Source organism: Empedobacter sp. GD03861 (assembly GCF_029840885.1).
In the GTDB taxonomy this organism is placed as follows: domain Bacteria; phylum Bacteroidota; class Bacteroidia; order Flavobacteriales; family Weeksellaceae; genus Empedobacter; species Empedobacter falsenii_B.
On sequence record NZ_JAOCDJ010000018.1, the window covers coordinates 30,252 to 43,046 of the forward strand.

A 12,795-nucleotide genomic window follows, 5' to 3' on the forward strand; every position below is an offset into this window, starting at 1 on the left:
CTCTCTAATACTAAATTTTCTCAGCGTTAATTTTCAAATTCAATTGTAATTGTATCGTTTTTCTTTAATCCCATTAACTGATTTGCACCTCCTGATATTGTTGGATTACTCTTGTATAAAGTAACTTCTAAAAATCCTGCCGAATTAAACAAACACAATGTTCGTCCAAAAGCTTGCACTTCTTTGTTAAAATCTTGTACAACTTCGTTGTAATGCTCATAAATAACAGTAATATCGGTCATCGAGAAATCTTTCTGACGAAGCAAAATTTTATATTTTCTGTCTTGTGCAATTTCATCGAAAAAATCTTTCGAAATATTACTCACAACATTTCCAAAATGATCAATATAAATCACATTTCCTATGATATATTTATCATCGCGATAAATTGGTTTCAACTCATTCAATTGCTTCATTTCGGTACGTTTGTTCCCTAAAAGAGCAGGAACTCCGCCGCGCGCCAAGTGACATGCAACTGGCACAAAACAATTTTTCATTGGAAATAAACTGTCTATTCCTTCTGGATAAGCAGTGATTTCGTAAATTTCTTCTGGTTGATTTTTTTGGCAAATCAAGGATAAAATTCCATTATCTGCACAAATAAAATAATGATGATTGATTAATGCACAAATCGGCTTCTGATAAGGCGTACTTAAGGCATTAATTCCAATAATATGTATAGTTCCGTCGGGAAATTCTTCGTAAGAATTACGAATGATATAGGCAGCTTCAGATAAATCATAGGGATTAACATGATGCGAAATATCTACAATCGTAACATCGGCCAATTCCTTTAGAATTGCGCCTTTAACGCTAGAAACAAAGTAATCTTTGACTCCAAAATCCGATGTTAATGTAATAATTGCCACTATTCTCTAATAATTAGCAAATATATTGTTTATTATTCTTTATTTTTGTGTAAGTGAACCAAAAAAACAATCTCATTTGACAGAAATTAATATTGAATTAGCCGAAATTAATGCTCAAGATTTTTATGGTGCTAATAATGAACATCTAAAAAGAATCAAAGAATATTATCCAAAATTAAAGATTGTTGCTCGCGGAAGAGAGTTGACAGTATTTGGAAATGAAGATGTTCTGAAAGTATTTGACCAAAAAATGCAACGAGTAATTCAGCATATTCACAAATACAATCGACTATCTGATCGCGAACTCGAAATCATTATGACCGAAGATAATAATGAAATGCTTCAAATAAAAAAAGAAGACGAAATTATTGTACACGGTGTAAATGGTAAAATCATCAAACCTCAAACGCCTAATCAACAAAAGCTGGTACAAACTGTTTACAACAAAGACATGGTGTTTGCAATTGGGCCTGCTGGAACGGGAAAAACTTATACTGCTGTTGCGTTGGCGGTACAAGCGTTAAAGAACAAAGAAGTTCGCCGAATTATTATGACACGTCCTGCCGTAGAAGCTGGCGAGAATTTAGGTTTTTTACCAGGTGATATGAAAGATAAATTAGATCCATATTTACAACCTTTGTATGATGCGTTGAAAGATATGATTCCGTTCGAGAAACTTTCGTCTTATACCGAAAAAGGAGTGATAGAAGTAGCGCCTTTAGCATTTATGCGTGGTCGAACATTGGACGGAGCTTTTGTAATTCTTGATGAAGCGCAAAACACAACCTATGCTCAGATGAAAATGTTTTTGACGCGTATGGGAAAAAATTCTAAGTTTATTATCACAGGAGATCCTGGTCAGGTCGATTTACCACCAAAACAAAAATCTGGTTTACGTGAAGCGATTAATATATTGAAAGATGTAAAAGATATCGGATTTATTTATTTGGATGATAAAGATGTTGTTCGACACAAAATTGTTCGCGAAGTCTTGAAAGCTTACAAAGTGAGTGAAGATAAAGAGCGAGAGAAAATAGATATTAAAAAATAAATCAAAAAGCCAATTGTTTCTAAGAGCAATTGGCTTTTCGATTTAATATTTATGGCAGAATATTAAATTATTCTTTTAGTGGATTAGTTTTTAAAGTAAAACCTAAAATGTTAAATACTAATCCTATTGGCAAAATCATTCCTGCAATTAAGCTCATTCTATTAGAATCAGAAAATTCTAAGATTAATAAAATTGAAGTTAATATTAAAACTAATCCCGTTATATATAATATATTTTTCATTTTATTATAAATTGTAATTCAATCAAATATAATGATTTATTTCTGATTTTGTAAAAAAATATTCGATTCTAAAATCAAGTTCAGAAAGATAATTTTGATAATGCGAATCAAGTAAATGTGATTCTGACAAAAGGGGAAATCTGAAATAAACTTATAACTAACAACTCAACACTTAAAACTTTTTCACATCAACCAACCTTTTTGTAATTTGTTGCATCTAACTTACAAATCAAACAATATGAAAAAGTTATTTTCTTTTTTCTTTGTTTTTGTTGGAATGTTTTTTTCTACAAAAATAAATGCGCAAGATATTCGAATCGGATTTCCGCGTATCGAAATTGGTGAACGCCCAGACGAAAATTCTGTGAGTTTGCAATCGATGAATGTGCAAGTTGAGATTTTTGGAAATTTGGCCAAAACGACAACAACTTTAGTTTTTACAAATTCATCAAGTCGAAATCTTGAAGGGAATTTAGTTTTCCCTTTGCCCGAAAACACGACTGTTAGTGGATATGCAATTGATATTAATGGAAAATTGCGAAATGCAGTTCCTGTTACAAAAGTGCGTGCGGTTGAGGTTTTCGAAAGTATTCAGAAGCAAAATATCGACCCTGGAATCATCGAAAAAGTAGAAGGAAATAATTTTCGAACTCGTATTTCTCCGATTCCAGCAAAAGGTTCACGTACGATTCAGTTATCGTATTACCAAGAATTAAAATTGGATAAATCGTCGTATCAATATCATTTGCCGTTAGATTCTTCGAAAAAAATTGCGAAGTTTAATTTGACAACAAAAGTGTACAATGCTGCTGGAAAACCACAATTGGTAGAAACGCCAGATGGTTCGTTCAATTTTTCGGAAAATAGTAATATATATGAAGCAAATTTGTCGAAAACAGATTTTACACCTAAAAAATCATTGATTATTAATCTTCCGAAATCGCCGAATAATGTAGAATCTTTTGTTCAGAAAAATGTAGATGGTTCGGTTTATTTTTATGCGAATTTATTGGTTGATGCAAAATCTCAACCAAAAGTTTGGTCAAAAAATATTGGAATTATCTGGGATAATTCGTTGAGTGGTTTGAAACGAAATCATCAAAAAGAGTTAGAATTTTTAGATAAAATTATTTCTCAACAAAAAAATCTAAATATTGAAGTTTCGTTATTGAATTTTTCTTTGGAAAAATCGAGATTTTTTCAAATTAAAAATGGTGATTGGTCAGAATTGAAAAAATATTTGGAAAATGTGACGTATGATGGAGGAACAAATTATGCGAAAATTCTTCCAGCAAGTCTGAAAGCAGACGAATATTTATTGTTTTCGGATGGAATTTCGTCTTTTGGCTCGAATATTTTTAATATAGATAAACCTTTTTATACAATTGCATCTTCGCCGACTTCTAATTATGGCGTTTTGAAAATGATTGCGCAAAAAGTTGGAGGAAAATTTATCAATCTAAATGAAAATTCTGTAGAAAATGCGTTCAAACAAATCAACGAAAGTTCGGTTCAATTCTTAGGAATTATCAATAATACAGCGGGAGAAGTTTACCCAATTTCGACAAATGATGTGAACAATGGAATTTCGATTTCGGGAATTTCTCAGTATCCAAATGCAAAATTAACGATGATGTTTGGACGAAATGGAAAAGTGGAATTCAACAAAGAATTGGATTTGAGTAAAGCAACTCAAAATCTTGAAATCAGTAAAATTTGGGCGCAAAGTAAAGTGAATTATTTGGAATTGAATCCAGAGCAAAATAAAACAGAAATTGAAGAAATTGGGAAACAATTTTCGATTGTAACATCGAACACAAGTTTGATTGTTTTGGAAAATGTTTCGGATTATGTAAAGTATAAAATCAATCCACCAGCAGAATTGCAAAATGAATTTAATAAATTATCGAAACAAGGTTTTGAACAAAAAGAAACTCGAAAAGCTGATTTGTTGAAAAATGCAATTGCGAAAGCAAAGGAATTGAAAGAGTGGTGGAAGAAAGATTTTAAATATGTAAAACCGAAATATCCAAAACCTGTTGCGGATTCTGTTTTAGTTTCAGTTGCATTAGAAGGAAGAGCGGAAGGGATTGCAATTGAAGAAAGAGAAGTTTCTGCAGATATACAAGCTGTTTCTGTTACAGCATATGGAACAACTAGAAGAGAAAGTAGAGCGAGTAGTGCAAATATGCTTGTTACAGATAAAAAAATGAAGGATGAATCATCAGTTTCGGTTCCAGAAATTAAAATAGTCAATGTAAAATCGGATAAAGAATATATGAAGTTGATAGAAGCGTCAAAAAATCCATATCAAACTTATTTGGATTTGAGAAAAGATTATGCCGAAACGCCTGCGTATTATTTTGATGTGGCAACATTTTTCTTTCTGAAAAAAGAAAGAGAAACTGGATTAAAAATTTTAAGCTCGATTGCAGATTTAGGTTTGGAAGATGCAGAATTGTATAAAATGTTAGCATACAAATTGAAAGAAATTGAGGAGTATCAAACAGAATTATTTATCACGAAAAAAATATTAGATTGGCGACCTTTTGATGCGCAAAGTTATCGAGATTATGCGTTGGCGTTGCAAGATAATGAGCAATATCAATCGGCTTTAGAATATCTGTATAAAGTATTAACGAATGATTATTCAGTAGAAATTGCCAATCGTGATCGAGATATTACGGAGATTATTGTTCCTGAAGTTAATAATTTGATTTCGCTTCATCGAAAAGAATTGAATTTATCGAAAATTAATAAAGATATCATTGTTGATATTCCGGTTGATATTCGTGTGGTGATGAATTGGAATAAAGATATGACCGATATTGATTTGTGGGTGACGGATCCAAATGGCGAGAAATGTTTTTACGGACATCGTACAACTGCGATTGGTGGACGAATGAGTGAGGATGTGACGCAAGGTTTCGGACCAGAACAATTTATGTTAAAAAAAGCGATCAAAGGAAAATATAAAATAGAAACGAATTTTTTCGGAGAAAGACAAATGAGTATTTCAGGGCCAACAACTATTTCGGCAGAGATTTACTTGATGTATAGCTCAGGAAAACAAGTGAAGAAAATGATTACTTTCCAGAATAACAAGCCAAATTCTGGCGGCGAAGGAATTTTGGTTGGTGAATTTGAATTTTAGTAAATGGAAAAGGAATCTTGAAAGAGATTCCTTTTTTTTGCATAACGCATAATTCATCATTCATCATTAATAATTAAACTCACATCCACTGATTTCGATCCAAACTTCTATACTGAATAGCTTCACTAATATGTTTTGAAAGAATAGTTTCAGAATTATCTAAATCTGCAATTGTTCGTCCAACCCTAATAATTCGATCATACGCACGAGCAGAAAGATTTAATTTTTCCATAACAACTTTGATTAAATGCTTCGAATGATCATCTAAATCACAAAAAGTATCCAACTCTTTTGGTCCCATTTGCGAGTTGTAATGGACTTTTGTATTTTCAAATCGTTTGGTCTGGATATTTCTTGCATTAATGACACGTTCACGAATCACAGCACTTTTTTCGCCACGACGTTCTTGCGACAAATCATCAAACGGAACAGGATTCACTTCGATATGTAAATCAATTCGGTCCAAAAGTGGTCCAGAAATTTTATTCATATAACGTTGCATTTCCGCTAAAGAGGAAGTGTTGTTTGGATCATCCATAAAATAACCGCTCGGACTTGGATTCATAGAAGCTACTAACATAAAACTCGCAGGATAATTCACAGTGAATTTTGCCCTCGAAATTGTGACTTCTCGATCTTCCAAAGGTTGACGCATAACTTCTAAAACAGTTCGCTTAAATTCGGGTAATTCATCCAAAAACAAAACACCATTATGCGCCAAAGAAATTTCTCCAGGTTGTGGATAAGAACCACCGCCGACTAAGGCGACATCCGATATAGAATGATGTGGACTAGAAAAAGGACGACTTACAATTAATGATTTGTTAGATAATTTTCCAGCAACGCTATGAATTTTTGTTGTTTCGAGCGCTTCTTGTACGGTCATTTTCGGAAGAATTGAAGCAATTCGTTTGGCTAACATTGTTTTTCCACTTCCTGGAGGACCGATCAAAATAATGTTATGTCCTCCTGCAGCAGCGATTTCCATCGCACGTTTTACATTTTCTTGACCTTTTACATCAGCAAAATCGAAAGGATAATTATTCATTTCACTAAAAAAATAATCATCTAAATTAACTTGATGAGGTTGTAAAATGATTTCTTCGTTAAAATAATCAACAACTTCTCTGATGTTATTAACCGCAAAAACATCGATTCCTTCTACAACAGCTGCTTCGTCTGCATTTTGTTTGGGTAAAATAATTCCTTCGAAACCTTCTTCTTTTGCTTGTATTGCAATCGGCAATGCACCTTTTATAGGTCGAAGTGAACCATCTAGCGATAATTCGCCCATCATTATAAATTTATGGAGTTGTTCAGAATTTACTTGCTCCGAAGCTGCTAAAATTCCAATTGCGATTGGTAAATCATAGGCAGAACCTTCTTTTTGTAAATCTGCTGGCGCCATATTAATCGTGATTTTTTTACCAGGTAATTTCAAATTAGAATTTTTTAGTGCAGCATTTATCCTAAAATTACTTTCTTTTATTGCGCTATCGGGCAAACCAACCAAATGATACCCGACACCTTGATCAATATTAACTTCCACAATAATTGTTTTTGCGGAAACTCCGAAAATAGCACTTGCAAAAATTTTCACTAACATAAAATATTTTTTTATAAATTTACTTCCTTTTTCTATTGAATAAAATAGCTGAGAGGATTTAAGTATTTAATAATTAATTAAATAATACACTTTGGTGTAAATTCTATATGAAAAAAGAAAAATATTCTTTTGAATTTGAACGATTCGAGAGTAAATCTGAGCTTGCAGCAGAACAAAAAAAAGTAGTAGAAGAGGCTTATGATATTTCGTTGAATGCATATGCGCCTTATTCTAATTTCAATGTTGGTGCATCTGTTCAATTAGAAAATGGAGAAATTTTTTCGAGTTCAAATCAAGAAAATGCTTCGTATCCAGTCGGAACTTGTGCCGAAAGAGGTTTATTGGCTTATGTAAATGCAAACTTCCCAAATATTAAGATTGAAAAATTGGCTGTTTCTACGCCAAATGTCAATTATCCATTGCCTCCATGCGGGATGTGTCGACAATATATTTTAGAGATTGAAAAGAAACAATCGCAACCAATCGAAATTATTTTATCTGGAAAAGAAGGTGATGTTTTGGTGATAAATTCTGCTAAAGATTTGCTTCCATTACATTTTACTGACGAATTTTTAGGGTAGCAATTTTGTACACTAAATAGATTAGTTTAAATTTGTTCCAACGGAATTGTGCAATTATGGAAAAATTAACGCAAGAAACGTACCTACAATGGTATCGTGATATGACTTTTTGGCGTCGCTTCGAAGATAAGTGTCGTTCATTATATTTAAAGCAAAAAATTAGAGGTTTCTTACATTTATACAATGGTCAAGAAGCTTTACCAGCCGGTTTTATTCATGCAATGAAACCTGGTGTAGATCATGTGATTACTGCTTATCGTTGTCACGTTTGGCCTATGGCTTTGGGTGTAGACCCAAAACGTATTTTGGCTGAATTATGTGGTAAAGAAACAGGAACTTCTCATGGTTTAGGAGGATCTATGCACGTTTTCAGTAAAGAGCATAATTTTTATGGTGGACACGGAATCGTTGGTGGGCAAATTCCATTAGGAGCAGGAATCGCTTTTGGTGATAAATTCTTTAATCGCGATGGTGTTACAATCTGTTTAATGGGAGATGGCGCAACTCGTCAAGGTACATTACATGAAACATTTAACATGGCGATGAACTGGAAATTACCAGTTGTTTTTGTTTGCGAAAACAATCAATACGCTATGGGAACTTCTGTTTCTCGTACTGCTAACCACGAAGATATTTGGAAATTAGGTTTAGGATACGAAATGCCTTGTATGCCTGTAGATGGTATGGATCCTGTAAAAGTTGCAGAAGCAGCTTACGAAGCTATTGAAAGAGCGCGTCGTGGAGATGGACCAACTTTCTTAGATGTACGTACATATCGTTATAGAGGTCACTCTATGTCTGATGCTGAGCCTTATCGTACAAAAGAAGAGGTGGAAGAGTACAAACAAGAAGATCCAATCTTGAATGTTGAGAATCATATCTTAGTAAACAATTGGGCAACTAAAGAACAATTAGATGCAATTATTGATGAAGTAAAAGTGATGGTAGAAGAATGTGCAGAATTTGCAGAAAACTCTAACTATCCAGAAGAACACGTAATGTATGATTATATCTATTCAGAAGAAAATTATCCATTCTTAGATAAAATCGAAAACAACTAAAAACCATGGCAGAAATTATTACAATGCCTCGCTTAAGCGATACAATGGAAGAAGGAACTGTTGTAAAATGGCACAAAAATGTAGGAGATAAAATTGCTGAGGGTGATATCTTAGCAGAAATCGAAACAGATAAAGCAATCCAAGAATTCGAATCAGAATTTGACGGAGTATTATTATATCAAGGTGTTGCAGAAGGTGTATCAACAAATGTTGATGAAGTTTTAGCAATCATCGGAAATGAAGGAGAAGATATTTCAGGTTTAATCGGAGGTGGAACAAAAGCGACTACTGAAGTGAAAGAAGAAAAATCAACTCCCAACGAAACAAAAACAGAAGAAGCAAAACCAGCTGCAGAAATTCCTGCAAATGTGGAAGTAATTACAATGCCTCGTCTTTCTGATACTATGGAAGAAGGAACTGTAGTTGTTTGGCACAAAAATGTTGGAGATCAAGTTGCGGAAGGTGATATTTTAGCAGAAATTGAAACAGATAAAGCAGTTCAAGAATTCGAATCAGAATTTGATGGTGTTTTATTATATCAAGGTGCTAAAGTGAACGAGCCTGCGCCAGTAGATTCTGTTTTAGCAATTATTGGTGAAGCTGGTACTGATGTTTCTGCAATTGTAGCAAACGGAGGTAAAGTTGCTGCTCCAGCAGCTTCTACAGAAGTTGTTGATGACGAAAAACCAGTAGTTGTACAATTAGATGTAAATAATAAGGTTGAAGAAACTTCTTCTTCTGATCGTATTTTTGCATCACCATTAGCAAAAACAATTGCAAAAGATAAAGGAATTAATTTAGCTGAGGTGAAAGGTTCTGGTGATAATGGACGTATCGTGAAAAAAGATATCGAAAATTATCAACCATCTGCTCAACCAAAAGCGGAAACAAAATCTGAATCAGTTAAACCTGCTCAAACTTTTGTTTCTGGAGAAGATAAAGTGATTCCAAATTCTCAAATGAGAAAAGTTATCGCAAAACGTTTGGCTGAATCTAAATTTACGGCTCCTCATTATTATTTAAATGTTGAGTTGGATATGGATAACGCAATCGAAGCGCGTAAACAATTAAACACTGTTCCAGATACTAAAATTTCGTTCAATGATATGGTTGTTAAAGCATGTGCTATGGCATTACGCAAACATCCAGCTGTAAATTCTACTTGGACAGATGCAGAAATTATTCAACACGGAGATATCAATATCGGTGTTGCAGTTGCTGTAGAAGATGGTTTATTGGTTCCTGTTGTTAAAAATACAGATCAAAAATCATTTGCTCAAATTTCTGCTGAGGTCAAAGATTATGCAGGTCGTGCAAGAGATCGCAAATTAAAAGCAGATGAAATGGAAAAATCAACATTCTCTGTTTCAAACTTAGGTATGTTTGGAATCGAATCATTCACATCGATTATCAATCAACCAAACTCTTGTATCTTATCAGTTGGTGCAATTATTCAAAAACCAGTTGTAAAAGACGGACAAATTGTAGTTGGTAACACAATGAAATTATCTTTAGCTTGTGATCACAGAACAGTAGACGGAGCTACGGGTGCACAATTCTTACAAACGCTAAGAATGTACATCGAAAATCCTGTTACAATGTTAGTGTAAGCTAAGATTTAAGATATATTTTTAAAGACCATTCATCGAATGGTCTTTTTTTTGTTATAGATTTTATGAATTTGTATCTTTAATCTCTAAACCAATTTAATGAAGCAACTAAAATTTTACTTTAATATTTTAAAACAGACAATTGTCGAATTTGGTGAAGACCGAATTATGAAATTGAGTGCTTCGTTAACTTATTACGCATTATTTTCACTTTCTCCATTAATTCTGATTGTAATTTCCAGTGCAAGTTTATTCTTTAAGAAAGATGCTATCGAAAACCGAATGTTTTATGAGCTTAAAAATATTGTTGGTCCAGATGTCGCTTTAGCTGTACAAAATTTTGTCACAAATTCTACCATTTCAGGAGATAGTTCGCTTGCATTATATATAGGTATCGGAATTTTGATTTTTGGTTCTACAACAATGTTTACCGATATGCAAGATAGCCTCAATCTCATTTGGCGTGTCGAAGCAGTTCCAAGAAGAGCATGGTTAAAATTTGTGATCAATAGAGGACTTTCGTTTCTTATCATTCTATCGCTTGGAATCGTACTTATCGCAACGGTAATTCTCAACAGTGTTTTAGTATCATTTGGAGAAGAAATTTTCAGTCTTTTCGAACTCGATACCATTATGACGAAGACCACAGTTATTCTTCTTAATAATACATTGAGTATTTCAATCTCGATTTTGATATTTTATATTCTCTTCAAGATTCTTCCCGATGCACGTATCAAAGCAAAACAAGCTTTTGTAGGAGCGTTTTTTACGGCGATTCTATTCTTTATTGCAAAATATTTAATTGGTATTTATATCGCAAACTCCAAATATTCTACCATTTTTGGATCGGCAGGTTCGTTGGTTATTCTTTTGTTGTGGATTTATTATGTTGCAACAATTCTATATTTCGGCGCAAAATTCACAAAAGTATTTGCCGAAGCCAAAGGTTACCCTATTATTCCAAAACGAAATGCGAAGCTCAGAAAAGTATCGTTTATTGATTATCAACTCGATAAAAAAGATTATGAAAGTATAGATTAGTTACTAATTTATTTCGCTTCTCGAAACCTCTCCCGAGCCCATAACCCAAAAGTAGCCGCTGCCTATTTGTTTGATTCAGCAAATATTCACCGCCTAATCATTTCATACAGTGAAAATACAAAACTCGAGTGTAATGATTCACCATTTTTTTTCAACTCGAACTGTCAACAAAATTAAAACTCTTGAAAAACAATTGTACTTTTCGTCAGTTCGAGTGAAAATCTCTGATTTTAGTATCGGGAACTTAGACGAATTGCTGTCAACTTTCAACCGTCCAAAAAAAGTATTGTATACACTCTACTGCCACTATGTTGCCTTCATCCTGCCTTAAAGTAGGGAGTAAGCTGCAATTACGAATTGAGGATATGGCTGATTTTTTACAAAACTTAAATCAAAATTATGATTAAAAATATTAGTTTTACCCGTTGTGCATTTTGATTACTAAATAATAAAGTTGTTCATTTGATTGAAAATCAGTAAATTGTTTTAAGTACAAAACATTTACAATGAACAACTTACTTACAAATTATGAAAGAATATTATAAGTTCTACGAAAATATCCACAGATACACTTTTAATTTATCAACGTAGAAGACCTAAACTTTTTGATTTATAACTCATAAATCTTGTCTTAACAGCTAAATTTATGGGTATTGATAGTGAAAATCATTTATTTCGAAATCTTCCTAAAGCGCTAAGTTGTAAAATTGAGCGTAGTATTTACAATCGTAGAAAACGAAGATTATCAGAGCAAATTAATAATATTCGACTCAAATTAGCGAAAGAATTTAATGAATTTAAAAATTGTTTTATCGTTGATATTATGCCGTTGGAAGTTTGTGAAATAACAAGAATTAATCACTCTAAATTTTGCAAAGAGCATCAGTTTTGTGCACCAAATAGAGGTTTTAGTGCTTCTCAGCAATTGTCTTTTTATGGCTATAAACTTCATGCTGTTTGTTTTTTAAGAGGTGTTTTCTAGAGTATTGATATTAGTCCCGCATCTGTTCATGATATTTATTTTTTGAAAGATATAAAATCTCAACTATCAGATTGAGTGCTACTTGGTGATAGAGATTATTTGTTACAAACAATTCAAATTGACTTATTTAATGAAGCTAATATTTGATTAGAAACAGCGAAAAGATCCAATCAAAAAATATCAAAAATGAATTGAAACTTTTTTTTCTCAACTATGTGATTAATTTATGATTATACGCAATTATGCAAAGACTTTTGAGGGGTTTAAAACCAGAATTCTAGCTAAAATTACTGCACAAACATTGAATCAGTACATTAATAAAACATACTTTAATCGAAATATTAATAAGCTAAAAACCCAAATTATTTAAAATGCACAACGGGTATTAACTATATTGAATAAATGAGTTTCGCTTTGTGCAATTTCTCCCGAATAGTTAACTCAAAAGTATCCATTTTACTTTTCTTTTTGGTAAGAAAAGCAAAAAGTCTAATCATTTCATGCGGTAAAAAAGAGCTTTTCTCGTCAAAAATCTAATATCTACATCTCAAATCTAAAATTCTCAAAAAATATTTTCCATTGTACCAGCGACTTAAGGA

Annotated in this window: 9 protein-coding genes and 1 pseudogene; 7 read left to right on the plus strand and 3 right to left on the minus strand. The window is 32.8% G+C overall.

Going from position 1 to position 12,795, the window contains the following annotated elements; genetic code table 11:
- Window positions 1-26: 26 nt before the first annotated feature.
- Entirely contained in the window at window positions 27-869 is an 843-nt protein-coding gene (locus N5D03_RS09700) for an SAM-dependent chlorinase/fluorinase (RefSeq protein ID WP_114999051.1), read from the minus strand.
- Between the two features lie 76 nt (window positions 870-945).
- On the opposite strand from N5D03_RS09700, the gene N5D03_RS09705 reads away from it, so the two are divergent.
- Window positions 946-1,920: a PhoH family protein gene (locus N5D03_RS09705; RefSeq protein ID WP_115001971.1), complete on the plus strand. Its 975-nt coding sequence runs from the start codon at window positions 946-948 to the stop codon at window positions 1,918-1,920.
- Between the two features lie 67 nt (window positions 1,921-1,987).
- On the opposite strand, the gene N5D03_RS09710 is transcribed toward N5D03_RS09705, so the two are convergent.
- Window positions 1,988-2,161 carry a hypothetical protein gene (locus N5D03_RS09710; protein ID WP_280037895.1) on the minus strand — a complete coding sequence of 58 codons (174 nt, stop codon included), beginning with the start codon at window positions 2,159-2,161 and terminating at the stop codon, window positions 1,988-1,990.
- Between the two features lie 238 nt (window positions 2,162-2,399).
- On the opposite strand from N5D03_RS09710, the gene N5D03_RS09715 reads away from it, so the two are divergent.
- On the plus strand, window positions 2,400-5,315 hold the full coding sequence (locus N5D03_RS09715; RefSeq protein WP_280051514.1) for a VIT domain-containing protein: 2,916 nt from the start codon (window positions 2,400-2,402) through the stop codon (window positions 5,313-5,315).
- A gap of 79 nt (window positions 5,316-5,394) precedes the next feature.
- Here N5D03_RS09715 and N5D03_RS09720 read toward each other — a convergent pair whose 3' ends face one another.
- Window positions 5,395-6,921: a YifB family Mg chelatase-like AAA ATPase gene (locus N5D03_RS09720; protein ID WP_114999055.1), complete on the minus strand. Its 1,527-nt coding sequence runs from the start codon at window positions 6,919-6,921 to the stop codon at window positions 5,395-5,397.
- A gap of 107 nt (window positions 6,922-7,028) precedes the next feature.
- Between N5D03_RS09720 and N5D03_RS09725 the strand changes: the two genes are divergently transcribed.
- From N5D03_RS09725 to N5D03_RS09745, 5 genes and pseudogenes are all read left to right on the plus strand, one after another.
- Complete coding sequence (locus tag N5D03_RS09725; protein ID WP_038337075.1) at window positions 7,029-7,502, plus strand: cytidine deaminase; 474 nt, start codon at window positions 7,029-7,031, stop codon at window positions 7,500-7,502.
- 56 nt (window positions 7,503-7,558) lie between these two features.
- Window positions 7,559-8,563 carry a pyruvate dehydrogenase (acetyl-transferring) E1 component subunit alpha gene (pdhA, locus tag N5D03_RS09730; RefSeq protein ID WP_125349669.1) on the plus strand — a complete coding sequence of 335 codons (1,005 nt, stop codon included), beginning with the start codon at window positions 7,559-7,561 and terminating at the stop codon, window positions 8,561-8,563.
- A 5-nt stretch (window positions 8,564-8,568) separates the two neighbouring features.
- Entirely contained in the window at window positions 8,569-10,173 is a 1,605-nt protein-coding gene (locus tag N5D03_RS09735) for a pyruvate dehydrogenase complex dihydrolipoamide acetyltransferase (protein ID WP_280051516.1), read from the plus strand.
- A gap of 99 nt (window positions 10,174-10,272) precedes the next feature.
- The gene (locus N5D03_RS09740; RefSeq protein WP_280051517.1) at window positions 10,273-11,214 is read left to right on the plus strand and encodes a YihY/virulence factor BrkB family protein; all 942 of its coding nucleotides are present in this window, start codon (window positions 10,273-10,275) and stop codon (window positions 11,212-11,214) included.
- A gap of 506 nt (window positions 11,215-11,720) precedes the next feature.
- A pseudogene (locus N5D03_RS09745) lies at window positions 11,721-12,566 on the plus strand (IS982 family transposase).
- Window positions 12,567-12,795 lie beyond the last annotated feature (229 nt).

What these genes read in the sequence shown, in the direction of transcription:
- N5D03_RS09710 (WP_280037895.1), bottom strand. Translation starts at nt 2,161, where the DNA reads ATGAAAAATATATTATATATAACGGGATTAGTTTTAATATTAACTTCA.
- N5D03_RS09715 (WP_280051514.1), top strand. Translation starts at nt 2,400, where the DNA reads ATGAAAAAGTTATTTTCTTTTTTCTTTGTTTTTGTTGGAATGTTTTTT.
- N5D03_RS09720 (WP_114999055.1), bottom strand. Translation starts at nt 6,921, where the DNA reads ATGTTAGTGAAAATTTTTGCAAGTGCTATTTTCGGAGTTTCCGCAAAA.
- N5D03_RS09725 (WP_038337075.1), top strand. Translation starts at nt 7,029, where the DNA reads ATGAAAAAAGAAAAATATTCTTTTGAATTTGAACGATTCGAGAGTAAA.
- pdhA (WP_125349669.1), top strand. Translation starts at nt 7,559, where the DNA reads ATGGAAAAATTAACGCAAGAAACGTACCTACAATGGTATCGTGATATG.
- N5D03_RS09735 (WP_280051516.1), top strand. Translation starts at nt 8,569, where the DNA reads ATGGCAGAAATTATTACAATGCCTCGCTTAAGCGATACAATGGAAGAA.
- N5D03_RS09740 (WP_280051517.1), top strand. Translation starts at nt 10,273, where the DNA reads ATGAAGCAACTAAAATTTTACTTTAATATTTTAAAACAGACAATTGTC.